Consider the following 23,413-nt stretch of genomic DNA (forward strand, 5'->3'; position numbering starts at 1 on the left):
GTGATGGCATGTTTCGCTTCAAGAAAACAATTCGGAAATCCGGTAAACCACAATCCGTTGAATTAGAATCCGGAGATCTCAATAAGAAGATTTCACAGATTCAGAACTATTTCGCACAAACGGAAGATCTGAAGCTTCAGATGCTCACTTGGGCAGATCAAACCTGCGCTTTGATTTATCTGGAGTCACTCGTACAATCGGCTTCCATTCAAACGCTTGTCATCGATGCATTGCTGGAACCCAGTCCCGATGATATCGAGCAGAAGTTAACTGCAGTTGAAGTCAAAAAGTCATCCGATCTAATCCTAATCGGAAAATATATGCTTGAAGGACATTGCGTCATTGTAACGGAAAGCGACTCGACCGCAATCGCGATACCCGTAGCAAAATCGCAAGACCGAGCCATACAGGAACCCAAAGGCGAGCAGATCATCAAGGGAGCACATGATGGATTTATCGAAAGCTTGAGTACCAATCTATATTTGCTTCGCACTCGCATGACGAATCCAAAATTAAAAGTGAAGTACCTTACGCTGGGCCGTGTGACAAATACAAAAGTCGCGATGATTTACATGGATGGCTTTGCGGATCCCAAAGTCGTTGCAGAATGCGAGAAAAGACTTTCCGCAATCGATCTGGAATATCTGTATTCCACAGAAAACATTGATGAGATGCTTGAAGAACATCCGCTTTCGCCATTTCCCCAAGCCCTGCAGACCGAGAGGCCGGATCGGACTGTAGCTTATTTATTGGAAGGCAAAATCTCAATTATCGTCGATGGAAGTCCTGTTGCTTTGATACTGCCTATTACGTTCTTCTCCTTTTTTCAGACACCGGATGATTACAACAGGCGCTGGATTATCGGGTCCTTTTACCGGTTGCTTCGTTTAGTCAGCTTTCTATTAGCTATCTGCTTGCCAGCTATCTATATTGCTACCGTATCGTATCATTCTGAAGTGCTGCCGATCGGCATTCTTTATTCGGTAAAGGTGGCGTTAACGTACGTTCCTCTACCGCCTATTTTAGAAGCGCTTGTCATGCAAATCATTTTGGAGCTGCTGAAGGAGGCCGCGATTAGGCTGCCTTCACCTATTTCTCAAACGATCGGTATTGTCGGAGGCTTAGTCATTGGTACCGCTGTGGTGGAAGCTCAATTGGTTTCGAACACGATGATCGTTGTTATTGGGCTGACGGCAATTGCGTCTTTCGGCAACCCAGTCAACGAATTTGGAACCAGTCTTCGGGTATTGGGATTTCCCATGATGATAGCTGCATCTTTGTTCGGTTTTTTCGGCATTTCCATAATGCTGATGCTGATCTTTATTCATCTCTGCAAAATCGAAACATTGGGAATCCCGTATTTTGCGCCGTTCGGTCCGTTTCAAGGAAAAGAGAATTTTAAAGATGTGTTGCTCAGACTACCACTGTGGATGGTTAATAAAAGCTCGCGAAAAGCGGAATTCGGCCTCATTAAACAGACGATATTAGGGAGGTGGAAGCGTCCATGAAAATGAGCATAAGCAAAACCCAATTGTTTTTTTTGATTATCAAAACGCAGATTGGAATAGGCTTATTATCCTTGCCCTCTGAAATTCAGAGCATTGCGAATGGAGATTCTTGGATTTCGGTTCTTTTGGCCGGAGCAATTATCCAGATTTTGCTATTCGTCTATTGGCGGCTGCTCAAGAAATTTCCGAATGAAACCTTGAGCGAAATTACAAATCGCCTGCTTGGGCGATATGTGGGAAAAGTGATCAATCTCGTCTATTTTGGTTTCTTCGTATTCATCGCGGCGTATGCATGTTCACTCTACGTAGAGCTGATCCATACTTGGATGCTGCCCTTAACTCCCGGGTGGGTGCTGCTTGTGCTTATCGTCGGGACGAGCGTTTATTTGGCCCATGATAATTTACGTGTTATCGCTAGGTTTTTTGTCTTAGCTTCCATGCTGTTCCTTGTGTTGCTTCTAATCAGCATTTTAAACTTTAAGAATAGTGTGCATATTACGAATATATTGCCTATAGGCCATTCAGGTATGCTGCAAATGTTTAGGGGAAGCGACAAAACGTTCTTCTCCATGCTTGGGTTTGAGGTGACACTATTTTTCTTTTCCCATGTACAAGATAATAAGAAAGGCATGTTTACCTTAATTTCATTAGCCAATTGCTTTGTTACGTTTTTTTATACCTACTTTGTTTTCATCTGCCTGATCGGAATTACTCCAAAGGCGTTAGATTCGGTGAATGAACCGGTCTTGTTTATTTTAAAAGGGTTGTCCTATCAGCTGTTTGATCGATTAGACCTTATTTTCTTAACAATTTGGATTATTCCGATGACCGCCACGATTGTTTCTTATTTATGTGTCGCCGGAAAGACCATAACCGCCAAAGAAAGCTCCTATCGAAAACTGGTTTGGTTCAGCGGGGGCATCGTATTCACTGCAGCGTGGTATTTATCGACAATTGAAAATGTCGATTCCTTTAGTAAATGGCTGGAATATGGATACTTAGTTATGATTGCAGCAGTGCCGGTGTTGTTGTGGCTGGGATCCTTCCTTGTTAAAAATAATGCAGAGGTCGGTTCAACATGAGAAGAGGAGTATTGCTAACGGTTTGGATCTTATTATGCTCGATGATCCTTACAGGATGTTGGGACAGCCAATATTTATCCACTAAAAAAATGGTAAACGGACTTAGCCTTGATATTGCCAAAGACAACTCCTTAATGATGACAATCAGAGCCATCCAGCTGAAGAGTAAAGGCGGCGGCCAATTCGATGTAAAAGATCAAGAGATGCAAGCAACCGGGGAATCGACATATAGTGTAGGAAGGAAAATTGACAGCATGCTTCCCGGTACCGTCGAAGCCACCAAAACACATATTATCATCGTTGGAGAAGAACTCGCCAAACAAGGTTTATTAGCACCTTTGGAATATTTTTACCGCAATCCGAAAGGATATCTGAATTCGAATATTCTTATAAGTAAGGGGGTCGGGGCTGAAGTTTTATCGTTCAAAAAGATTGACAATAGCCCTATCGCCTTTGGCATTATGCAGTTGATTCACGGAGCAGTCCGTTCGACAGTCGCTCCGGATCAAACGCTGTATTCGATCTGGAGTCAACTGTTTGATCCGGGAGAAGACATGATTCTGCCTATCATCTATAAATTAGGTAATAAAGCGCTAGTCGTTGACAGTGTCGGACTATTCGATGGCGATAAATATTCAGGCGTCTCTTTGTCTAATGATAACAGCATATTATTATTGCTCCTGCTCGGCAAATTGAACACATTTGCCAACTTGGACATTCCCATAGACGATAGCTTGCTTACCTTACAAACGAGAAAAATGAAGCGAGCTGTCCGTTTAGCTGTTAATAAAAAAACGTCAGAGATCGAGTTTGTCGTAAAGGTAGATCTCTATGGCGTTATTAGCAGTTTTCCGAACCATCTAGGCCAAGAAATCGATCGGGAGCAAGTGAAGAAGGAAATTACTGAATACTTAAATAAACGCGCCATGGGCGTAACAAGCAAGTTGCAGCAGGCGAATTGCGATGCGTTTGGCATCGGAAGAAGGCTTAAGGCCCATCATTCCAAGCTGTGGAAAACTATCGACTGGAAGAAAGCATACAAGGAAGTGAAGATAAGGCCGGAAGTCCAAGTCCATATTAAAAGTACAGGCATTATTAAGTAAAGGGAGCCAGCGCGCAAGCGCGGGCTCTTTTTTGTCGATGCCGGAATGAGTAAGATTTTATGTAAATTTCATGCACACGAAGGCGATGTAGCTGATGCGGAATGGCGCGGATTCCATCGCATTGAGAAAGCGTTGTGGGTCGATAACACCACGGACGGCATGACAGAGTACGCGGATCGACTTCTTAGTGATGTCAAGGCACTTCGCGCATTGATGGAAACCGTTGAAGTATTTTGGGCCGGAGCAAACCGATGGTGCTCCTTGGATGGCTGGGGGAAGCTATATGGTTGTCAGGCGGATTCGGATTCGCGTTGAAGTGTGGGATCGCTCTACGCTTAAGGATCAAGAAGACACCTTCGGCCGTCATCGGCACAGCGGAGCACCGATTGGAAGTCAGAATGAGCGGGATAAGGTCGATCTTGCAGCGAAGGACGGGAAGGGATTTTCGCGCTTGGAATGCCTTCATTGATAAGCAGGTGGGAGGAGCCTTGGCAAGAGGCAGCTTATGGTCCTTGTTTGTCGTATCGGGGCTCTCCATCTTCCGCGAAGGCGCAGAAACGGCTATATTCTATGTCGGCATGTCCCCGTCCATTGATCCGATGCAGATGCTGCTCGGGATCGCTGCGGTGCTGCTTGGGATTCTTGCCTTATTGATGATCAAGTACAGCGTGAAGCTGCCGCTTCGTCCGTTCTTCCTGACGTCCTCGGCATTCATCTACTTGCTGGTGTTCCGTTTCATCGGCGAAAGCATTCATTCGCTTCAAGTGGCCACCTGGGTACCGGCGCATTCCATTTCGAGAAGCATCTCCGTGAATGTCCTTGGCATTTACCCGACGCTTGAAACGGTTATTCCGCAAGCCGCTCTGCTTGTATATTTGCTCATTCGATATCGTTCGGTCTTCATTATCGGCGCGCCTCGAGAAGGAACGGCAAAAACCAGCTTGAAATAGAAATGAAAGCTTAATCCGATCTCGCAGAGGAGATCGGATTAAGCTTTTTTTCGTTATTGGCTTAGCTTTACATTCATCGGATTTGTCCTATGCGCGACTGATTAGCTGCACGCACAGTTGAGGACCGGTTTGCGGGCGGCTGTCGTCTCGTCCAGTCGGCGTACGACGGTATCATAAGGTGCGCCCAGTATAATGGCTGGATTCGTGCGTGCTTCTTCGGCAATTCGGATCATTGTATCAATAAACCCGTCGAGTGTCTCTTTACTCTCTGTTTCGGTCGGTTCGATCATGATACATTCCTCGACGTTGAGCGGGAAATAGATGGTTGGCGGATGGTAACCGAAGTCGAGCAGCCGCTTGGCTACGTCTAACGTGCGGACGCCGTGCTCCTTCAGGCCGCGACCCGACATCACGAACTCATGCTTACAGACGCCGGGGTAAGGAAGCTCGAAATGAGGAGCGAGCCGGTGCATCATGTAGTTGGCATTGAGAACCGCACATTCCGAGACGCGGCGCAGTCCTTCCGGTCCATAGGTCCGAATATACGTATATGCCCGTACAAGAATGCCGAAGTTGCCGTAGAACGCTTTGACCCGGCCGATTGACTCAGGACGGTCGTAGTCAAAGTAATAGGTGCCGTCATCGCGTCTGGCGGCAAGAGGTTTGGGCAGAAACGGTATGAGCGTGCTTTTCACGCCGACAGGGCCGGCTCCCGGGCCGCCGCCGCCGTGCGGCGTGCTCATCGTCTTGTGCAAATTAAGGTGGACAACGTCAAACCCCATGTCGCCGGGTCTGGTGATGCCCATGATCGCATTCGAATTCGCTCCGTCGTAATAGAGCAGGCCGCCAGCCTCATGGATGATCTCTGCGATCTCAACGATCTGTTCCTCGAACAGGCCGAGGGTACTCGGATTTGTGAGCATGAGCGCTGCGGTATCCTTGCCGACAGCTGCGCGCAGCGCGCCTAGGTCGACCATGCCGTGCTCATTCGATTTGATGGTGATGGTTTCGAAGCCTGCGACGGTGGCACTGGCAGGATTTGTTCCGTGCGAGGAGTCCGGAACAATCACTTTGGTGCGTACATCGCCGCGGCTTTCATGGTAAGCGCGAATCATCATCAGCCCGGTCCATTCGCCATGGGCGCCTGCAGCCGGCTGAAGCGTAACCTGATCCATGCCGGTCAGTGCAGCCAGGTCGTTCTGAAGCACATACATCAGCTCGAGTGCGCCTTGGATGCTCTCTTCCGGCTGATAGGGGTGAATCTTGGCGAAGCCCGCGAAACGAGCGGTATCTTCGTTGATTTTCGGATTATACTTCATCGTACAGGAGCCGAGCGGGTAGAAGCCGTTATCGACGCCGAAATTGCGCCGGGACAGCTCGGTGTAGTGACGGATTACGTCGACCTCGTAAACCTCGGGAAGCTGTGCAGGCGTTTGTCTTAGCATTTCGGCAGGAATGAAGGCAGAAGGATCCGATTCGGGTACATCGCAAGGCGGGAGGGAATAAGCGACGCGTCCTGGTTTGCTGAGCTCGAATATCAGCGATTTGGCCGGTTTCAATGACATGTTCCTCTTATCGTTCTGTAGAGCAATGGTAGAATCGCCCTCATTAAAATGTGTTGTCATGCCATTTCCTCCAGTCTCGCGACAAAGTGATCGATTTCCGCGCGCGTACGTTTCTCCGTCACGGCAATTAACATATGACCTTGCAGCTCCGGGTAGGCAAACTCAAGGTCGCAGCCACCGAGGAAGCCGGCGGCAAGCAGCTTCAGATTCGCTTCCTTTACGGAAACGCTGGTCGGCAGCTTCACGACAAATTCATTAAAGAACGGAGCGGAGAAGGGGAGTTCGAAGCCGCGCTTTGCAAACTGATCGGCTGCGTAATGGGCTTTCTGTAAATTCAAGTTAGCGGCCTCGCGCAAGCCCTCTTTGCCCATCGTCGACAAGTAGATCGAAGCACATAGAGCAAGCAATGCTTGATTCGAGCAGATGTTGGAAGTCGCTTTCTCCCGCCTTATATGCTGCTCCCGAGCTTGCAGCGTCAGAACAAAGCCGCGCTTTCCGTCGATATCCGTGGTCTGGCCGACAATCCTGCCCGGCATCCGCCGCATCAGCGGCTCGGTGACGGCGAAGAACCCGCAGGTCGGTCCTCCGAGCGATTGCGAGATGCCAAGCGGCTGCGCATCGCCGACGACAATGTCGCTTCCGAGCTTGCCCGGTGTCTCCAGCAAACCGAGCGACAAGGGATTGCTGCTGACAACAAGCAGTCCTTTAACATGGTGAATGATTGGCTCGATGGCGGCTAGATCCTCGACCGCGCCGAAGAAATTCGGCGATTGCACGAGCACGGCGGCGGTCTTGGTGTCTACGGCTGCCTGTAGGGCGTCCAGATCCGTAACGCCGTTCGTAAAGCCTACTTCGACGATGTCCAGGTTTAGGCCGCGAGCCATCGTGCGGACCATCTCACGGGCTTCCGGATGGACGGTACGCGAGATGACGATCCGGTTTCGCTTCGTCGCTCCTGCGGCCAAGGCGCCTGCTTCGGCCAAAGCGGTAACGCCGTCATACATACTCGCGTTTGCGACAGCCATGCCAGTCAGCTCGCAAATGTACGATTGGAACTCGAAGATGGCTTGAAGCTCGCCTTGGCTGATCTCCGGCTGGTAAGGCGTATATGCCGTATAGAATTCAGAGCGAGAGATCATGTGATTGATAACGACAGGCAAGTGGTGATCATAGATTCCCGCACCAAGAAAGCTTTTGTAACGGTCGGTGTCGGCGTTGCGTCCGGCAAGCTCCTTCATATGCTCGAGCAGGGAGAATTCGTCAAGCGCGGAGGACATCGGCATCGTACCGCGGTAACGGATGGATTCCGGAATGTCTCGGAACAGCTCTTCGATCGATGCCGCGCCGATCGTTGCGAGCATATCGGCTTGGTCTTGATCGGTTATGGGGATGTAGCGGTGTATATTAGCCATGCATTTCACTCCTTAGGAAGTCTTTTATAAAATGGGGTCTTGATGACTTTGGCCTTTAACTGTTTGCCGCGAATTTCAACTGTCAGTTCGGTGCCGAGAGCGGCAAAGTTCGCATCGATCAAAGCGAGACCGAGGTTGCGCTTCAGCGTCGGTGATTGTGTGCCTGTCGTGACGGTTCCGATTAATGTGCCGTTTGCATAGACAGGGTAATGCGAGCGGGGGATGCCGCGGTCAATCAGCTCGATGCCGACAAGCTTGCGTGACAGCCCATCTTCCTTCTGCTTGACCAGCGCTTCTCGGCCGATAAAGACCTCTTTGTCGAGCTTGACGAAGAAGCTGACTCCGGCTTCCAGAGGCGTGATGGTGTTCGAGAGCTCTTGACCGTATAGCGGCAATCGCGCCTCAAAGCGCAAGGTGTCACGAGCGCCGAGTCCGGAAGGGATTAAGCCGAGCGGTTCGCCGGCTGTGAGCAGCCTTTTCCAGACGTCGCCGGCTCGGTCTGCCTGAACATAGATTTCGAAGCCATCCTCGCCCGTGTAGCCGGTTCGCGAAACTAACGCATCCACTCCCGCGAGTGAGGTGCTTGGTGCGAATCGGAAAGGAGGGAGTTCGAGGACGTCGGTACCGGCGCCGGCGGCAGCCATGACGGCAGCGGCTGACGGTCCCTGCAAGGCGAGTAGGGCAAGCTGATCAGAGATATTCTCGAGTAGGACATCCCCGATTAAATGACTGCGCATCCATTCGTAATCCTTATCGATGTTCGAAGCGTTCACGACGACCATGAACTGATCGGCCGTGATTCGATAGACAAGCAAGTCGTCGACGACGCCTCCATCCGGATAACACATCAGTGAGTATTGCGCTTGGCCGTCGGCGAGCTTCGTGACGTCATTGGTCGTCAACAGCTGCAAGAAGCGCTCTGCGAATAGGCCGGTCACCTTGAATTCTCCCATATGGGAGACATCGAACAGACCGGCGCGCTGCCGAACAGCGTCGTGTTCTTTCTGAATGCCGGAGAACTGGACGGGCAGCTCCCAGCCGCCGAAGTCGATGCAGCGGACCTCCGGATGAGCGGCATAGAGCGGGTACAACGGGGTTCTTTTCAAATCGGCCATTCTTGACTCTCCTCCTCGAATTCGTGATCGTAACGCAAAGAAGGACAGCAACAAAAAGGGAGCGCATTCTCAGCCGAAGCTGACTGCGTTTCCTTTTTGCTCTGTCCTTTGTACCTGAGAGTTACCCTATGTCCGGTTGAAAAAGATGGAACATAAGTTTCCCCGTGGGTGATCCCGCGAACGGGATGCTCTCCAGAGGTGCGTCCGATAAAGGTCCTTTTGCCTGAGAGATTCACCTATGTAAGGTTTACTCCTTCGGCGCCGCCGAAATCTTGCTTGTTGGCGATCTCTCCCTTTATCATCATCCGCTTATTTAGTTGTTATCCTCTATTCTTACATGCAAATAACAGGTTGTGTCAACAAAAATAAAAAAATGTTAATAATATGTTAGGTATATTGACATAAATTATAATTCTGTTTTAAGCTAAACCCATCAACAACCGAATAAGCGGATGACGATGGCAGGGAGAGACTGAAGGAGCGAACCGTTCCGGAGGCACCGAAGGAGCAAGTCGACGGCCGGCCGAAGATTAATCTCTCAGGTAAACGTACCGCCATTCGACGCAACTCTGGAGAGAGCGAATAGCCACCAAAGGGGTAAGAGCGGATCTTGGACCGTTTAAACTCTCAGGTACCCGGGACAGAGAACTTGGCGCATAGCCGGTTCTCTGTCTCTTTTTATTGCTTCCCCGGCATGCAAGGAGAACCGCTTATGCATATCATCGCGGGTAAGGCCGTATGCTTCGGCGAGGAACTAAATCCTTCTCTTAAAGTATATGCAGCGATGGTCCTCAATAGCGCCTAGATGCCGCCGGTTTTGCAGATGTTGGGTGGCAGAGTCGGACAACCGCAGTTAACTACCCTATAACGGAAAGGAAGTTGAACATGAGTGAAGTGAGAGCAGGATTGGGCTATACAGAGGAGCATGAATGGGCTGAGGCGCGAGGAGCCGTCATTCGAATCGGGATTTCCGATTTTGCGCAATGTCAGTTAGGCGACATTGTGTTCGTGGAATTCCCGGAAGTGGGGGCAACGCTTGAGGCGAACTATCCGATGGGTACGATCGAGTCGGTAAAAACCGTATCCGATCTGTTCAGCCCTGTTAGCGGAACGGTCGTGAAAGTGAACGAGGAATTGCTGGACGAACCGCAAAAAGTGAACGAAGACCCGTATGGAGAAGGCTGGATTATCGAGGTCGAGGTGGAAGGCGAAGCGGCGGAAGTGGTGGCCGCGCTCTGGAGCGCTGAGCGATACGGGGCGTTCGTTGCATCCAAATAAGGAGGTGCGCAAGATGCCGAAGCCAAGGGTACGCAAGCCGGAGTGGCTCAAAATATCGCTTCATGCAGGAAACGGATACCAAGAGATCAAATCGATGATGCGCGGCCGCCAGCTGCATACGGTGTGCGAGGAGGCGAAATGCCCGAATATATTCGAGTGTTGGAGTCGGCGTACGGCAACATTCATGATTTTGGGGAGAATTTGCACGCGCGCCTGTCGGTTCTGCGCCGTGAACTCGGGCCAGCCGACAGAGCTCGATCTGGAGGAGCCCCGGCATGTGGCGCAATCCGTCAACGAGATGGGACTTGCGCATGTCGTCATCACTTCCGTCGCCCGTGACGATCTGATTGATCACGGTGCAACGATGTTTGCTGCGACCATTGTGGCTGTGCGCTTGGAAAACCCGCTAACGAGCATCGAGGTGCTAATCCCGGATTTGGGCGGTGACAAGAATCGGCTCGCTGTCGTGCTGGAAGCGAAGCCGGATGTGCTGAACCACAATCTCGAGACGGTGAGCCGGCTTTCGGACAAAGTGCGCGCAAAGGCCAAATATGTCCGTTCACTGTCTGTGCTCCGCATGGCCAAGGAACTTCGTCCAAGTCAGACGACGAAATCCGGCTTGATGGTCGGGCTGGGGGAGGAGAAGGAAGAGCTTATTGAAGCCATGCGCGATTTGCGGGAAGCCGGCTGCGATATTCTGACGATTGGGCAGTATTTGCAGCCTACGTCCAAGCATATGGATGTCGTTCGCTATTATCATCCAACGGAATTCGAAGTACTCAAGCAGGAGGGACTTGCGCTTGGTTTCGCCCATGTCGAGGCAGGACCGCTCGTCCGAAGCTCCTATCACGCCCGCGAGCAAGCCGAGCGCGCGAAGGCAGCCAGTGCTGTAGGGGGAGTGTTACTATGAACGACTATGATATCGTTATTTTGGGCGGCGGCCCCGGCGGTTACGTAGCCGCCATCCGAGCTGCCCAGTTGGGCAAACGCATTGCGCTGGTCGAGAAAGAGAAGCTGGGCGGCACTTGTCTGCATAAGGGATGCATTCCCAGCAAAACGCTGCTGCGCAGCGCGGAGCTCTACGAGACCATGAAGCGCAGCTCAAGCTTCGGAATCCGCGTGCACGGGATCGAACTTGATTATAGTAATGTGCTTGCCCGAAAGGATGCTATCGTTGAGCGGCTCGAGAGCGGCGTACGCTTCCTTATGAAGAAGAATAAGATCGATGTCTATGAAGGCATGGGTATGATTGCGAATACTGCCATTACGAGTGATCGCAATGGCGTTATTGAAGTAAAGAGCAGCGGCATTGCGGAAGGTGAACCACCAATAAGCATCGGCTATCGTGATCTCATTGTGGCTACGGGATCACGTCCCCGTCGTATCCCCGGGTTGCCGGTAAACGAGCGGATTATGAGCAGTGATGAAGCGCTTGCCATGGAATCCGTCCCGGCTTCTGTTGTAATCGTCGGAGGGGGCGTCATTGGCGTTGAATGGGCTTCGATGTTGAACGATTTCGGCGCGCAAGTAACAATCGTCGAAGCGGCAGATCGGATCGTGCCAACGGAAGATGAGGACTTGTCCCGCGAACTGGCGCGTCTGTTCACGAAACGCAGGATCAAAACGTTGACAGGCGCAATGCTGCTTCCCGGCAGCGTTTTGGCGGACGATGGAGGCGTGGTCTTGCAGGTCTCGCGGGGAAGCAAGATCGAGACGCTGATGGCAGATCGTATGCTTGTTTCTGTTGGACGAGCGGCGAATATTGAAGGCTTCGGACTCGAACGAACGGCGGCGCGGATCGAGCAGGGGGTCATCGCGGTAGACCGATCCATGCGGACGAACGATCCACATGTCTATGCAATCGGCGATGTCGTCGGCGGTCTGCAGCTCGCCCATGTTGCCAGTCATGAAGGGGTGGTGGCGGCAGAGAGCATCTGCGGACTCGACGCTCATTCGCCAGAGGCTGTTTCCGTTCCGAAATGCATCTACAGCCGTCCCGAGCTTGCCAGTGTCGGACTATCTGAGCAGGCTGCGGTGGAAAGCGGGCATTCGGTCAAAATAGGCAAGTTTTCGTTCAAGGCGATTGGCAAAGCGCTGGTTTTAGGTGACTCTGACGGCTTCGTTAAAGTGGTTGCGGACGAGAAGACCGGGGATGTCCTTGGCGTTCACATGATCGGACCGCATGTGACGGACTTCATCGGCGAAGCATCGCTTGCGCAGCTTGTGAAGGCAACCTCGATGCATATCGGCCGAATGATTCATCCGCATCCGACGCTCTCCGAAATTATCGGCGAAGCCATGCTCGAGGCCGACAACCTGGCTCTGGGGATGTGATTGCGATGTGGAGGTTCGTACACACGGGGAATCGGACGCCGGCAGAGAACATGGCCATCGATGAAGCGATCGTCGTTGCTCATGAACGGGGACTTGTTCCGCCGACCGTTCGATTCTACGGCTGGAGTCCTGCGACATTGTCCATTGGCTGTTTTCAGAAGGCTGCCGAGGTCGACTTTGATGCGCTGCACAAGCATGGCCTCGGCTTCGTCCGGCGGGCAACCGGCGGACGTGCGGTGCTTCACGATCAAGAGCTCACCTACAGCCTCATCGTCTCCGAGAATTATCCCGGCATTCCGAGCAGCGTAGTTGAAGCCTATCGCGTTCTCAGCATGGGACTGCTGTTTGGCTTTCGCAAGTTAGGTTTAGCCGCGAACATGTCGGGTATGGAAGACATGGAGGCTGATGTATTGGCGGATCAATCCGCGTGCAGTGCTTCGGGAGGAAAGCTGATGTCGGCTGCCTGTTTCGATGCTCCTTCCAAGTATGAGCTTGTCGTTGAAGGCAAGAAAATCGCGGGAAGCGCTCAAATGCGAACCAAAGGAGTCATTCTCCAGCACGGCTCCATCCTTATTGAACTGGATGCGGATCTGTTATACGGTGTTTTGCGTTTCGACGACGAGACGGAAAAAAGGCTGATGAGAAAATTATTCGAGCGCAAAGCAGTCGCGATAAATACCTGTCTGCGGCGGAAAGGGGAACTGCCGCTAACGATTACGGATGTGGAGGAAGCTTTTCGCATCGGATTTGCTCAAGGGCTGGAATCCGAACTCATCAACGGCAGCTTAACGGAGTTCGAAACGGAATTGGCCAACCAGCTTGCGATAGATAAATATGGCGCTGACGGTTGGAATCTTCGAAGATAAACGGAGGATGTTCAGATGAAGCCTATACGACGGCATTCAGCTATTAATAATCTGCATGGTCCGCGGCATCGCCGGCTTCTAATCGCGCTTTTCGCCTCCCATTTCTTCTGTACGGTACAATTTGTTTCTGCCGGGTATGCGCTATCGGAGGGCTTAGATTGAACCTCATTACCGGCATCATGCTATGCGTTGGAGCCTACATTCCGGATAATATGCTCGCTCGATCAGCTTGGTCTTCCATCCCTATTGGATTGTTGCTATGCATGTTCGCGTCGGTTTGTCTATTATCTTGGAGCGGCAGCGACTCATCCGTCATCACCTTTGCGGTGTCCTGCGCAGGCTTTGGCTTTGCGGTGGTGAATCTTGGCGTGTCTTCCGAGAAGGCCGAGGTTCAGCTGCAAGGGCTCCCTGACGGATTTAAGCATAAAATGGTCAGTTCGCGGCTATTAGGCCTTGCCATCGGCTTCGCAATCTCGGCGCTATTCGCGATTGTGCAATGGGGAAGCTTTCATATCGGACTCATGCGGCTGGTTAACGGCTGCGCGTTCTGTCTGCTTGCTGTCTGTTTCATATTGATATCCAAAATTAGCTGGGTTCGTGCTTGGTAATAAGCAGAACAGAGGGTGAGGGAGCCGATTTGGATTGACAAGCGTATTTTACGAATGAAGCCCGCGGAATCCGCGGGCTTCATTCGCATTTGAATGCTTTAACTATCAAGTCCCGTACCTGGCAAACCCGTACTTTGAATCACGCGAAATCGAGTTTAATGTTTCGTTCGTCCCCCGACATGGAGGATGGAAGCGACTAAGTTGTCATGATCCTGTTCACTTACGCCGCCGGAGAACCCGCAGGACTGCCTGGCGATGAGCTGCGTAGGAAGAATGATGACGTCCTCTTCCTTGCGTGCATTGAAGACGAGCTGGGTGGCAATGGCGCCAACCTCAAATTTGGAATGGCCGATCGTCGACAATGCCGGCCTGATTAGCGGGGCCAGGTTAATGTTGTCGAAGCCGACAATGGCAATATCCTCGGGCACGCGCAGGCCTGCTTCGTGCAGAGCGCGGATGGCGCCGATTGCCATCTCGTCATTGGCTGCGAATATAGCGTCCGGCAGCCGTTTGCTTGCTAGGAGAAGCTTGACCGCTTGATAACCGCCGGCTTCGAGGAATCGTCCGTGCATCGCAATCCGCTTAGGGACGGGCAGGTCGTGTTCGAGCAGAGCGCGTTTGTAGCCCTCGTATCGCTGCGTGTTATCGAAGGCTGCCGACGGTCCGCTCAGAAATTCAATATTGCGCCGCCCCAGCTTAATGAGATGAGCGACTGCATCATAGCCGCCTTGTTCATTGGTGATGAGGACGTTATGTACATAATCGCCTCTAAGCTCTCGATCGAGCACGACAATAGGGAAGGATTCCGAAGCCACTTGAAGAATGAGGCTGTCGCTGATGGCTGTTCCCATGATGATAGCCCCATCTACGAACTTCTCTCTTAAGAAACGATGCGCGGAGCTATTCTCGCCGCCATAGGTACTGCAGACGATCAAATTGTAATCATGCGAGGCTACAATCTCTTGGACGCCTTCAATGACTTGGCTGTAGAAAGGACCGCCAAGATCGTTCAGGAATAGTCCGATCGTCTCACTCTTGCGTTTCTTCAAATTGCGGGCAGCCCCGCTTGGACGGAAATTCAGCGCCTCTGCGGCCCGAACGACTTTGCGGCGCGTCTCTTCACTGATCTTAGGCGAGTTGTTCAGTGCGTAGGAGACGGTCGAAACAGCAACGCCCGCCATCTTCGCTACATCCTTGATTGTAGCTGACATGTTATCCTCCCGGTCGAGTACGAATTTTAGATAAACGAATAAAAGAAGGTTAACAATTTCGTAATATTTATTGATCATTATACCATTGGATTCTGCAACGTGTGAATGAGTATACACGAATAATAGGTGCGAGAGTCGCATCTACCTATCCATTTATTGGCTAATCCGGCTAATTTATTCTTGAACGCGGTGTAGAGAGATTGTTGCTGATGGAAACCGCGAATTTCATTATAATGAAAGATGACAGCCTGATGGCAACTCACTTGGAGGATTGGCGAACTTGAGCGATGAGAAGGAGTTGGAAAGCAAGCATGGAAGAGAACCTCAATTGGCAGGCAAAATGGATTTGGCCGAATCGGAACGGCCTCGATCAGGTTGCAGGTGATAGAGAGCCGCAGCTGGCTTATTTTCGCCGCAGCTTTCACGTTTCAGATAAGTCGGATGTTCGTTTGACTGTACGCGTTTCTGCAGACAGCCGTTATCGGCTCTGGCTAAACGGAGAATCGCTTGTAAGCGGTCCGCTTAAAGGGGACATGAACACCCATTACTATGAAGTGATCGACGTGACGGACAAGCTCCTTGACGGGGAGAATGTTTGGGCGGCTCAAGTGATCTATTATGCGGGGAGAACCGGACCTGCCTCTGTATGGCGATCGGATATGGGCGCTTTCCTGCTGGATGGTCAATTGGCGGATGGAGCGGGCAACGTCTTGGAGGATGTCAGCACGGATTCGCGCTGGCAGGCAATGCGTCTTGGAGCCGGTGCGTTCACGTTCGAAAGGGAAGCGTTTACATTGTTTATCGGCGGCGGGGAACGTGTGAAGGGCGGCGACCTGCCGATCGGATTCACGAATGTCGATTATGATGATAGCAAATGGACGAATGCAGTTGCCGTCAGCGAGATTATGGACGGGATGTATGGTCAATTGACGCGTTGGCAGTTAACCGAACGGTCGATTCCGTTCATGCGAGAGACAGTACGTTCTTTTACTCGCGTTATGCAGGCGTCGAGCGGGGAGCGGACATGGAACGAAGGCATTTCGCCGGAGCAACTGTTTGGCGTGGTGCTGGCTCCGGGAGAGAAGCTGATTGTAGAGCTGGATGCTTCCCGGATGACCAGCGGATATCCGCGCGTTCAGTTCTATGGAGGCAGAGGTGCGCAAGCTTCCGTGCTTTATGCAGAATCCTATGAGCTTCCGCCGGAGGGAGACGGAACTCGCCATAAAGGGGTTCGCGATGATAAAGAAGGCAAGTCGCTGTATGGCTTCGAGGATTACTATTCTATTGCCGGTGTCGGCGATTCGAGCACGGCTGTAAGTGAAGTGTACGAGCCTATCCACCGCAGAGGGTTTCGGTTTATTCGTCTGACGCTTCAAGCCGCAGATGAACCCGTGACGCTGGCAGGGATCGATTATCGTCAAAGCGGATATCCGCTGGAGGAATTGGCGGCGTTTGACGGATCGGATCCTACATTAGCGCCGTTATGGGAAATCAGCTTAAATACGCTGCGCGGCTGTATGCATGAAACGTATGAAGACACCCCGTTCTATGAGCAAATGCAATATGAACTGGACAGCCGTCTGCAAGCGTTGTTCACCTATTCCGTAAGCGGGGATGACAAGCTCGGCCGCAAGACGATTCGCGACTTCCACAGCTCCTTGCTGCCAAGCGGCATCCTGCAAAGCCGCTATCCATCCGTCGACAGACAGGTCATACCGGGCTTTGCCTTGTTCTGGCTCATGATGGTATACGATCACTACAAACATTACGGCGATGCTGCCCTTGTGAAAGCGTATCGTCCGACGATGGATGCGGTGCTCGGCTGGTTCGAGAATCGCCGCGAGGAGAGCGGGCTTGTCGGGCAAATGCCGACCGCGTATTGGTCGTTCGTGGATTGGACGATGGCATGGAAGGACAATGCCGGCGCTCCGCATGCGGCACGCCGCGGGCCGCTTACGGTCTACAATCTCATGTATGCGGATGCGCTGGTCAAAGCGGCGGAGATGAATGAGTGGACCGGACGAAACGAGACCGGCGCGGAATACCGCGAGCGGGCAGCATCCGTACGCGAAGCTGTTCGCCTTCATTGCTGGTCGGAATCGCGCCAGCTGTTCCGTGACGGGCCGGCGGTTGAAGCCTACAGCCAGCATGCGCAGGTGTGGGCCGTACTCACGGGAACGGTCAAAGGGGATGAAGCGAAGTCGCTGACGGCACGGATGCTGGATGGAGACGGAGATGGAGCTGATCTGGCACAAATCTCGACGGCAATGTCGTACTATCTGTTCCGTGCACTGGCGATGACGGGCATGTACGAGCAAACGTTCCAGCTGTGGGATTCATGGCGCAGACAAGTCGATCTGCACCTGACGGCTTGGGTGGAAGACCCGGTGTCGGAGCGCAGCGATTGCCACGCCTGGGGCGCCTTGCCGCTCTATGAATTTCCTTCCGAAATTCTCGGCATCAAACCGCTGGCACCCGGTTTTGCCCAGATCGGTATTTCACCGGTCGTCGGTCCGCTCAACTGGGCGAAAGGTAGCGCATCAACGCCTCATGGCCTTGTTGAAGTAGCCTGGCAGCTGGACGGCAGCCGTTTCGCCATTCAAGTGAATGGACCGGCCGGCATTCCGGTTACGCTCACACTGCCGAGCGGCGAGCAAAGGTCCTTCGCTGAAGCGCGGGAATTGGAAATCGAGTGCGATTACACATTCAACGCTGTTGCCAACAGCCAGTAGCCTGCGAGAGATCGAAATGTCGGTTTGGACATTTCGATCTTCTTTTTGATATCCCTCAATTTCCAGTTCCTGTTATACTAAATGAAGCTAGGTCTACCGCATCTCGATTTCGAAGGAGCGTGAGTCTTTGTTCAGTTACACGATAAACGCGGACTTGAAATTGCAAATTTTGCAGATCAATCATGCCGATGACATCTATGCCGCGATCAAGAAGAATCGAGAGTATCTTGGGGAGTTCTTGCCTTGGGCGCTTACGACGGCAAGCGTGGATGAAGTGAAACTCTATATTGAATATGAGCTGAAGAGATTCACCGGCAACAACGGTGTCTCCTGCGGTATTTTCTATCAGGATCGTTACATAGGCAATATTAGCGTCCATGATATTAACTGGAAACACAGAAAGACGTCAATCGGCTATTGGCTGAGTGCGGAGCATCAAGGGAAGGGATTCATGACAGAGGCTTGCAGGAAGATGATTGCGTATATCTTTCAGGAATTAGAGCTGAACCGGATCGAAATTCGAGTAAGAGTGGATAATGCGAGGAGTAAAGCCATCCCGCTGCGGCTTGGATTTGTGCAAGAAGGAATCATCAGAGAAGCGGAGTATAACAAGGGAGAGTATCACGATCATCTGGTCTACGGTTTGCTGAAGTCGGAATGGAAACCATCCATAACTTGAAGCGGAAATCTCAATCTGATTACAAATAAAGCCTCCTGAGCGCACCTCTTCGGTTGCGTGCAGGAGGCTTCTTGCTGACCGGCAGCTAATCGGCAAGTGCCGGAAACCGCAGCGTAAACGTGGTTTCCTTGCGGTTCGTTTCGAACGTGATGGTGCCGTTATTGCGTTCCACGATTTGCTTGCAAATTGCGAGTCCAAGGCCGGTACCGTCCGATTTGCCCGTGACGAACGGATCAAATAAGGTCGATTGAATGTCTGCCGGAATTTCCGGTCCGGTATTGATGAAACGAATGTAGATATGGGCTCCGTCAGCGAAGGTAAGCACCGTAATTTTGCGATGATGGATGTCCGTTTCGCGCAGCGCGTCAATGGCGTTATTCAGCAGATTCGAGAACACCTGAATAATGGCAAGGTTCTGAACCTCCACCTGCAGATCATCCTGCAGCCGCAAGGAAAGCTCGATATTCTCATTCAACAGCAGCGGGTTGACGAGGAGGAGCGTTTTCTCAATGACCTCATGCAGCGGCATGAGGATGCGCTGCTCATCCGCGATCGGCTTTCGGGAGAAACTGAGAAATCCGGTGACTTGCATTTCGATATTACGGAATTCATTGTCGATGATGTCCAGATATTTCTCGATGCTGCCAAGCGAATCCAGTGGCAGAGACTTACGAATTAATACGAGAAAACCTTTGATGGATGTCAGAGGATTGCGAATCTCGTGTGCCATGCTGGACGCCATTTTGCCGATTAAGTTGAGTTTATCCGCATGAATATCCTCGATCAATTTATCCTGCAGCTCCATCTTGCCGCGGGTATGATCGAAGAAGTAAGTGTAGATTGTCGCTTGGAAGGCATCGATTCTGGTGATGATGGTTGAAATAATAGCGGCAAGCTGAGAAACTTCGACCTCAATGACAGCTATTTTCTCGAGAAACGCTTCCCGGAAAAACAATGAGCTTTTTAAAATATGATCAATGGGGATCCCTTTATTAAACAGCAGGTCGCACCACTCTTTATACTCGGCAAATATGGGATGCTCCTCAATTGGGATCTGGATATCCGATATTAGAATGATGTAGCGTTCGCCTTGTTCTTGAAGCGTAGCGGTGTCATATTGATTCGGATAGTTCTGTTCCAGCCGCATGATCCAGTTATGTATAATTTCTTTCTGATACATGTCGAAGAACCGATTGATTTCATTCATCTTCTCATTCATGAATTCGCTCACTCCAGGGATTCATTTTCGGAATAGGCACGTCAATAGGCGCAGACGGTATGGATGGAAGAACTGGTCGGAGTCAGTGGATCGCAGCTGTCGGTTAGGAAGGGGCTAAGCGGTTAAAGTCAGTTCATCTATCTTCACGAGGCAGCCCGTCCCTTGAGGCGATTGCGCAACTACGCCCGTTAAGCAAGTGGAAGGGAGATTCATGCCGAAATATCGGATTTGCCGCCACAGCTCACCATCCGCTGAATAATGGAAGGAGATACAATTATCGTCTCGCGTTATGCGCAAATACGGCTTCTCTACCTCGACGCGCTCGGAATTGCAGTCGTCTGAGCTGCCATCTTTCGTGACAACAGACACGATGGTAGGGCATTCGCCGTCATATTCGAAACATAGCTTCGCCCAATTTCGGTCGTCTACCATCAGCATCAGACAGCCCGAGTCATATTTGTGCGTCATGGAGGCGCTTAATCTGGTAGTCAGTACGAAAGACCCCGTAACCGGCCTATACAGGAATGGTGCGGAGCTGACAACGTGTTTGCCTGCCGGATCCTGATAGAAGTCAGCATTCGCCGGAGCTTCAATGATTAGTTCACCGTTCTCGCCGCGCTCCGAATGACTCGGTTCGTTCATCCACTGCATCGTCCGTTCCGGCTGCAGATTGAGCAATAAATTCGCTTCCACCATCATCCCTCATTTCACTGAAATTCTCACTCTTACATAACATTCTCTTCGCAAACGAAATGTCCTGCCCTCAACTTAATCCTTGTCGCGAACTGCGGTAATCTCCCGGCGTCTGACCGGTCGTTTCCCTGAACATCCGGATGAAATAATTATAGTCCTCAACGCCGATGGCTTCGGCTATGACGGGAACGGGCAGCTCGCCTGCTGCGAGAAGCCGCTTGGCCTCTTCGATCTTTAAATAACGGATGTATTGGACAGGCGTTTTGCCGGTATGTTTCTTTAAACAACGAGACAGGTATTCGGCATTAAAATGAAACTGTTCCTCCAGCGAAGCCGAGTGAAACGGCTCCTTGATGAAGCGGGGTAAAAACTCTTCCAGCCGGCGGCTTAGTGTAAGCGAGCGCGACGGCTTCGTCGATTCTATCGTTAGCTGCTGCAGCTGCTCCAGCAATCGAACGAGCAATCCATGCAGACGCGCCGCATTCTCCAAATTCAGCTTCTGCTGAATCGTCAGCATTTCACGAAGTATTGGCAGCAGCGGCTTCGGGTCGATATTCGCCCATTTCGGCAGAAACAACGATTGTCTGCGCGGAAGGAAATCGGCATCTGTGCCCGGTTCAAGAATGGAGGACCAGGAGATTTGGTGGCTGCTCAGAGAGACGGCAGGTAGTGGGTGATAGAAATGAATCCAATAGATCTCGGTATCTTCGTCGCAGGGCCGATGACCGACATGGGTATGACCGGGCTCGAGAAGAAGCAGATCACCTGCACCAACCGCATAAGGCCGCTCATCTTCCGTCATATAAATGGTACCTTTGATCACGAGCAGCATGTCATACATGGGAAAATTCCGCTTGAAATGCTGGTTGCCCGGCCGCCATATGGAATGGCCGACGGTTACGAATTGCGGAAGCGGAGGGATAGGAAGCTGTAAACATTCCATCGTAGAGGGTCCTCTCCTAATAGGTCGATTTTGTGCTATAACAAGTCTATTCCATCTCTATCCTCCCGTGCAACGACTATGTAATAGTGAAGAAAGATTGACTACGAGGATAGGGGCGAAGCGTATGCGGTTTAGACAGGTTCATCTTGATTTTCATACCTCAGAGGCCATTCCGGGCATTGGCAGTCAGTTCTCCAAGGAGCAGTTCCAAGAGATGCTGCGCAAAGGCCATGTTGATTCCATTACGGTGTTCTCCAAATGCCATCATGGCTGGGCTTACCACCCGAGCGAAGCCAATGAGCGCCATCCCGGATTGGGGTTTGATTTGCTTGGCGCAATGATTGAAGCGGCGCATGAAATCGGCGTTAAGACGCCTGTCTATATTTCCGCGGGGCTGGATGAGAAGATGGCCAGACGCCATCCGGAATGGCTGTTCCGCGATCAGGAAGAGAGAACGAGCTGGGTCAAAAATTTCATGCAGCCGGGTTATCATGAGTTCTGCATGAACACTCCTTACCTGGAGATGCTGCTGAAGCAGATCGAAGAGGTTGTTCGAGGCTATGATGCGGATGGGATCTTCCTTGATATCGTTGGCGTCCGTCAATGCTACTGCCACTATTGCGTGGCGGATCTGCGACGCGAAGGCAAAGACCCGCGCAATGCGGAAGATGTGCTGGCGCTGGGCGAACGCACTTATGCCCATTATGGGAAAGCGGTGAAGGAGCTGATCCATGGCTTAAAGCCGGGCATGCCTATCTTCCAAAATGGCGGGCATATTCGCCGAGGCCGACGCGACTTGGCCGAGCTGAACACGCATCTGGAGCTGGAATCATTGCCTACCGGCGGCTGGGGGTATGATCACTTCCCATTGTCGGCGCGTTATTCGCAGACGCTTGGCATGCCATATCTGGGCATGACCGGCAAGTTCCATACGTCATGGGGGGAATTCGGCGGCTATAAACATCCGAACGCACTGCGCTACGAGACCGCGCTTAGCATCGCGAACGGGGCTCGCTGCTCAATCGGCGACCAGCTCCATCCGGACGGCGTCATGGATGAGGCGACCTATGAACTGATTGGCCGCGCCTACCGCGAGGTGGAGCAGAAAGAAGCCTGGTGCACGGATACCGTGAATGTGGCCGATGTTGCCTTGCTCTCTCTTGAGGCTGTCGGGGTTCACAAGACGTCGGGGCAAGTGGATTTCACGGGGCATTCCGATGCGGGTGCGGTAAGGATGCTGCTGGAAGGCAAAATTCTGTTTGACGTAATCGATATGGATGCGGATTTCTCCGGCTACAAAGTTATTATTTTGCCTGACGAAGTGCTGCTCGGCAATCGGTTAACCGCCAGCCTTAGGCGTTATCTGAATGATGGCGGCAAGGTGCTGGCAACAGGACGGTCGGGTTTAAAGGAAGACGGAAGCGGGTTCGGCCTTTCATTTGGCGCTCGATGGCTGGGCGAGAACGGCTTTCAGCCGGATTATTTCCGTCCGGCGTTTGAGGTACAGGATCTCGGCCGGGCCGCATTTATATTCTATGGCAAAGGTCAACGCGTTGAACTTGAAGATGGAGCAGGCGGAGCTGTGCTTGGTCGGCGGGAGGATCCGTATTTTAACCGGGATGTCTTCGCCTTCTGCTCGCATCAGCATACGCCAAGCTCGCGCCGCGACGGTGGACCCGGCATGGTGGAAGGGCCGGACGGCATCTATATCGCCTGGAATGTCTTCGAGGATTACGGGACGAAAGGCAGCTTGATCTTGAGGGAAACGGTGATCTATGCCCTGAATAAATTGCTGGGCGGCAACAAAACGATCGATACCTCCTTGCCGGCGCAAGGCATAGTGACCCTTCAGCGGCAGCCGGCAGAAAGCCGATACATCAACCACTTGCTGTATGCGACACCGGTGAAACGCGGCAATGGGATTGAGATTATTGAGGATATTTTACCGGTTTATGCTACGAAGGTATCCTTGCAATTGCAGGAAGAGGTTAAGAACGTCTACTTGGCACCGCAGCAAGCCGCTTTGTCGTTCGTGCAGGAAGACGGGAAGCTGACGTATACCGTAGATCGAATCGAATGCCATCAAATGGTCGTGATTGATGTCGCGAAGTAGAT

Annotated in this window: 21 protein-coding genes, 1 pseudogene and 4 riboswitches; of the genes and pseudogenes, 15 read left to right on the plus strand and 7 right to left on the minus strand. The window is 51.7% G+C overall.

Translation table 11 applies throughout. The annotated features are described in order from the left end of the window. Nucleotides 1-8 precede the first annotated feature (8 nt). The 6 genes and pseudogenes from I8J30_RS12645 (at nucleotide 9) to I8J30_RS12670 (ending at nucleotide 4,643) form a co-directional block, all read left to right on the plus strand. On the plus strand, nucleotides 9-1,508 hold the full coding sequence (locus I8J30_RS12645; RefSeq protein ID WP_210655414.1) for a spore germination protein: 1,500 nt from the start codon (nucleotides 9-11) through the stop codon (nucleotides 1,506-1,508). Further along, the gene (locus I8J30_RS12650; protein ID WP_210655412.1) at nucleotides 1,505-2,590 is read left to right on the plus strand and encodes a GerAB/ArcD/ProY family transporter; all 1,086 of its coding nucleotides are present in this window, start codon (nucleotides 1,505-1,507) and stop codon (nucleotides 2,588-2,590) included. The genes I8J30_RS12645 and I8J30_RS12650 overlap by 4 nt, the downstream gene beginning before the upstream one ends. Next, on the plus strand, nucleotides 2,587-3,693 hold the full coding sequence (locus tag I8J30_RS12655; protein WP_210655411.1) for a Ger(x)C family spore germination protein: 1,107 nt from the start codon (nucleotides 2,587-2,589) through the stop codon (nucleotides 3,691-3,693). The genes I8J30_RS12650 and I8J30_RS12655 overlap by 4 nt, the downstream gene beginning before the upstream one ends. 45 nt (nucleotides 3,694-3,738) lie before the next feature. Further along, the gene (locus I8J30_RS34210; protein WP_210655409.1) at nucleotides 3,739-4,008 is read left to right on the plus strand and encodes an imelysin family protein; all 270 of its coding nucleotides are present in this window, start codon (nucleotides 3,739-3,741) and stop codon (nucleotides 4,006-4,008) included. Next, a pseudogene (locus I8J30_RS12665) lies at nucleotides 3,944-4,135 on the plus strand (iron uptake transporter deferrochelatase/peroxidase subunit); the annotation flags it as partial. The gene I8J30_RS34210 and the pseudogene I8J30_RS12665, both read left to right, overlap by 65 nt. Continuing rightward, entirely contained in the window at nucleotides 4,092-4,643 is a 552-nt protein-coding gene (locus tag I8J30_RS12670) for an FTR1 family protein (RefSeq protein ID WP_338044793.1), read from the plus strand. The pseudogene I8J30_RS12665 and the gene I8J30_RS12670, both read left to right, overlap by 44 nt. Nucleotides 4,644-4,744: 101 nt before the next feature. Here I8J30_RS12670 and gcvPB read toward each other — a convergent pair whose 3' ends face one another. The 3 genes from gcvPB to gcvT are packed head-to-tail and all read right to left on the minus strand — an operon-like array spanning nucleotide 4,745 to nucleotide 8,735. Then, a complete protein-coding gene (gene gcvPB, locus I8J30_RS12675) occupies nucleotides 4,745-6,208 on the minus strand; it encodes an aminomethyl-transferring glycine dehydrogenase subunit GcvPB (protein ID WP_210656077.1) in 1,464 nt (487 codons plus the stop codon). A gap of 56 nt (nucleotides 6,209-6,264) precedes the next feature. After that, on the minus strand, nucleotides 6,265-7,620 hold the full coding sequence (gcvPA, locus tag I8J30_RS12680) for an aminomethyl-transferring glycine dehydrogenase subunit GcvPA (RefSeq protein WP_210655401.1): 1,356 nt from the start codon (nucleotides 7,618-7,620) through the stop codon (nucleotides 6,265-6,267). A 5-nt stretch (nucleotides 7,621-7,625) separates the two neighbouring features. After that, a complete protein-coding gene (gene gcvT, locus I8J30_RS12685) occupies nucleotides 7,626-8,735 on the minus strand; it encodes a glycine cleavage system aminomethyltransferase GcvT (protein ID WP_210655399.1) in 1,110 nt (369 codons plus the stop codon). Between the two features lie 99 nt (nucleotides 8,736-8,834). Then, nucleotides 8,835-8,933, minus strand: a riboswitch (glycine riboswitch). Nucleotides 8,934-8,936: 3 nt separating this feature from the next. After that, nucleotides 8,937-9,040, minus strand: a riboswitch (glycine riboswitch). Nucleotides 9,041-9,187: 147 nt separating this feature from the next. Further along, nucleotides 9,188-9,299: riboswitch (glycine riboswitch) on the plus strand. 3 nt (nucleotides 9,300-9,302) lie between these two features. After that, nucleotides 9,303-9,381: riboswitch (glycine riboswitch) on the plus strand. 3 nt (nucleotides 9,382-9,384) lie between these two features. On the opposite strand from gcvT, the gene I8J30_RS33650 reads away from it, so the two are divergent. The 6 genes from I8J30_RS33650 to I8J30_RS12715 all read left to right on the plus strand — a co-directional run bounded on the left by I8J30_RS33650 (nucleotide 9,385) and on the right by I8J30_RS12715 (nucleotide 13,821). Further along, nucleotides 9,385-9,540 carry a hypothetical protein gene (locus I8J30_RS33650; RefSeq protein WP_420831224.1) on the plus strand — a complete coding sequence of 52 codons (156 nt, stop codon included), beginning with the start codon at nucleotides 9,385-9,387 and terminating at the stop codon, nucleotides 9,538-9,540. Between the two features lie 80 nt (nucleotides 9,541-9,620). Continuing rightward, nucleotides 9,621-10,013, plus strand: coding sequence for a glycine cleavage system protein GcvH (gene gcvH / locus I8J30_RS12695; RefSeq protein ID WP_210655397.1), 393 nt, complete (start codon nucleotides 9,621-9,623; stop codon nucleotides 10,011-10,013). A gap of 4 nt (nucleotides 10,014-10,017) precedes the next feature. Further along, on the plus strand, nucleotides 10,018-10,923 hold the full coding sequence (gene lipA / locus I8J30_RS12700; RefSeq protein ID WP_338044812.1) for a lipoyl synthase: 906 nt from the start codon (nucleotides 10,018-10,020) through the stop codon (nucleotides 10,921-10,923). After that, on the plus strand, nucleotides 10,920-12,347 hold the full coding sequence (gene lpdA, locus I8J30_RS12705) for a dihydrolipoyl dehydrogenase (protein WP_210655393.1): 1,428 nt from the start codon (nucleotides 10,920-10,922) through the stop codon (nucleotides 12,345-12,347). The genes lipA and lpdA overlap by 4 nt, the downstream gene beginning before the upstream one ends. Continuing rightward, nucleotides 12,347-13,213, plus strand: coding sequence for a lipoate--protein ligase family protein (locus I8J30_RS12710; RefSeq protein ID WP_210656075.1), 867 nt, complete (start codon nucleotides 12,347-12,349; stop codon nucleotides 13,211-13,213). Before lpdA ends, I8J30_RS12710 begins: the two co-directional genes overlap by 1 nt. 158 nt (nucleotides 13,214-13,371) lie before the next feature. After that, nucleotides 13,372-13,821 (plus strand): hypothetical protein, encoded by a 450-nt coding sequence (locus I8J30_RS12715; protein WP_210655391.1) that lies wholly within the window; start codon nucleotides 13,372-13,374, stop codon nucleotides 13,819-13,821. 155 nt (nucleotides 13,822-13,976) lie between these two features. On the opposite strand, the gene I8J30_RS12720 is transcribed toward I8J30_RS12715, so the two are convergent. After that, nucleotides 13,977-15,032 carry a LacI family DNA-binding transcriptional regulator gene (locus I8J30_RS12720; protein WP_210655389.1) on the minus strand — a complete coding sequence of 352 codons (1,056 nt, stop codon included), beginning with the start codon at nucleotides 15,030-15,032 and terminating at the stop codon, nucleotides 13,977-13,979. A gap of 311 nt (nucleotides 15,033-15,343) precedes the next feature. On the opposite strand from I8J30_RS12720, the gene I8J30_RS12725 reads away from it, so the two are divergent. Together I8J30_RS12725 and I8J30_RS12730 are read left to right on the plus strand one after the other, a co-directional pair. Continuing rightward, nucleotides 15,344-17,764, plus strand: coding sequence for an alpha-L-rhamnosidase-related protein (locus I8J30_RS12725; protein WP_210655387.1), 2,421 nt, complete (start codon nucleotides 15,344-15,346; stop codon nucleotides 17,762-17,764). Nucleotides 17,765-17,891: 127 nt separating this feature from the next. Next, complete coding sequence (locus I8J30_RS12730) at nucleotides 17,892-18,443, plus strand: GNAT family N-acetyltransferase (RefSeq protein ID WP_210655385.1); 552 nt, start codon at nucleotides 17,892-17,894, stop codon at nucleotides 18,441-18,443. Nucleotides 18,444-18,528: 85 nt separating this feature from the next. On the opposite strand, the gene I8J30_RS12735 is transcribed toward I8J30_RS12730, so the two are convergent. The 3 genes from I8J30_RS12735 to I8J30_RS12745 all read right to left on the minus strand — a co-directional run bounded on the left by I8J30_RS12735 (nucleotide 18,529) and on the right by I8J30_RS12745 (nucleotide 21,298). Then, on the minus strand, nucleotides 18,529-19,662 hold the full coding sequence (locus tag I8J30_RS12735; RefSeq protein WP_210655383.1) for a sensor histidine kinase: 1,134 nt from the start codon (nucleotides 19,660-19,662) through the stop codon (nucleotides 18,529-18,531). Nucleotides 19,663-19,776: 114 nt separating this feature from the next. Further along, the gene (locus I8J30_RS12740; protein WP_210656073.1) at nucleotides 19,777-20,358 is read right to left on the minus strand and encodes a DUF1349 domain-containing protein; all 582 of its coding nucleotides are present in this window, start codon (nucleotides 20,356-20,358) and stop codon (nucleotides 19,777-19,779) included. A 67-nt stretch (nucleotides 20,359-20,425) separates the two neighbouring features. Next, nucleotides 20,426-21,298: a helix-turn-helix domain-containing protein gene (locus I8J30_RS12745; RefSeq protein WP_210655381.1), complete on the minus strand. Its 873-nt coding sequence runs from the start codon at nucleotides 21,296-21,298 to the stop codon at nucleotides 20,426-20,428. A 124-nt stretch (nucleotides 21,299-21,422) separates the two neighbouring features. Between I8J30_RS12745 and I8J30_RS12750 the strand changes: the two genes are divergently transcribed. Further along, complete coding sequence (locus I8J30_RS12750) at nucleotides 21,423-23,411, plus strand: beta-galactosidase trimerization domain-containing protein (RefSeq protein ID WP_210655379.1); 1,989 nt, start codon at nucleotides 21,423-21,425, stop codon at nucleotides 23,409-23,411. Nucleotides 23,412-23,413: the final 2 nt, after the last annotated feature.

This window comes from Paenibacillus lignilyticus (assembly GCF_017942085.1).
GTDB classification, from domain to species: domain Bacteria; phylum Bacillota; class Bacilli; order Paenibacillales; family Paenibacillaceae; genus Paenibacillus_Z; species Paenibacillus_Z lignilyticus.

What these genes read in the sequence shown, in the direction of transcription:
- I8J30_RS12670 (WP_338044793.1), top strand. Translation starts at nt 4,092, where the DNA reads ATGAGCGGGATAAGGTCGATCTTGCAGCGAAGGACGGGAAGGGATTTT.
- gcvPA (WP_210655401.1), bottom strand. Translation starts at nt 7,620, where the DNA reads ATGGCTAATATACACCGCTACATCCCCATAACCGATCAAGACCAAGCC.
- I8J30_RS12720 (WP_210655389.1), bottom strand. Translation starts at nt 15,032, where the DNA reads ATGTCAGCTACAATCAAGGATGTAGCGAAGATGGCGGGCGTTGCTGTT.
- I8J30_RS34210 (WP_210655409.1), top strand. Translation starts at nt 3,739, where the DNA reads ATGAGTAAGATTTTATGTAAATTTCATGCACACGAAGGCGATGTAGCT.
- I8J30_RS12735 (WP_210655383.1), bottom strand. Translation starts at nt 19,662, where the DNA reads ATGAATGAGAAGATGAATGAAATCAATCGGTTCTTCGACATGTATCAG.
- I8J30_RS12655 (WP_210655411.1), top strand. Translation starts at nt 2,587, where the DNA reads ATGAGAAGAGGAGTATTGCTAACGGTTTGGATCTTATTATGCTCGATG.
- I8J30_RS12725 (WP_210655387.1), top strand. Translation starts at nt 15,344, where the DNA reads ATGGAAGAGAACCTCAATTGGCAGGCAAAATGGATTTGGCCGAATCGG.
- I8J30_RS12645 (WP_210655414.1), top strand. Translation starts at nt 9, where the DNA reads ATGTTTCGCTTCAAGAAAACAATTCGGAAATCCGGTAAACCACAATCC.
- gcvT (WP_210655399.1), bottom strand. Translation starts at nt 8,735, where the DNA reads ATGGCCGATTTGAAAAGAACCCCGTTGTACCCGCTCTATGCCGCTCAT.
- I8J30_RS12750 (WP_210655379.1), top strand. Translation starts at nt 21,423, where the DNA reads ATGCGGTTTAGACAGGTTCATCTTGATTTTCATACCTCAGAGGCCATT.
- gcvH (WP_210655397.1), top strand. Translation starts at nt 9,621, where the DNA reads ATGAGTGAAGTGAGAGCAGGATTGGGCTATACAGAGGAGCATGAATGG.
- I8J30_RS12745 (WP_210655381.1), bottom strand. Translation starts at nt 21,298, where the DNA reads ATGGAATGTTTACAGCTTCCTATCCCTCCGCTTCCGCAATTCGTAACC.
- I8J30_RS12650 (WP_210655412.1), top strand. Translation starts at nt 1,505, where the DNA reads ATGAAAATGAGCATAAGCAAAACCCAATTGTTTTTTTTGATTATCAAA.
- lpdA (WP_210655393.1), top strand. Translation starts at nt 10,920, where the DNA reads ATGAACGACTATGATATCGTTATTTTGGGCGGCGGCCCCGGCGGTTAC.
- I8J30_RS12740 (WP_210656073.1), bottom strand. Translation starts at nt 20,358, where the DNA reads ATGGTGGAAGCGAATTTATTGCTCAATCTGCAGCCGGAACGGACGATG.
- gcvPB (WP_210656077.1), bottom strand. Translation starts at nt 6,208, where the DNA reads ATGTCATTGAAACCGGCCAAATCGCTGATATTCGAGCTCAGCAAACCA.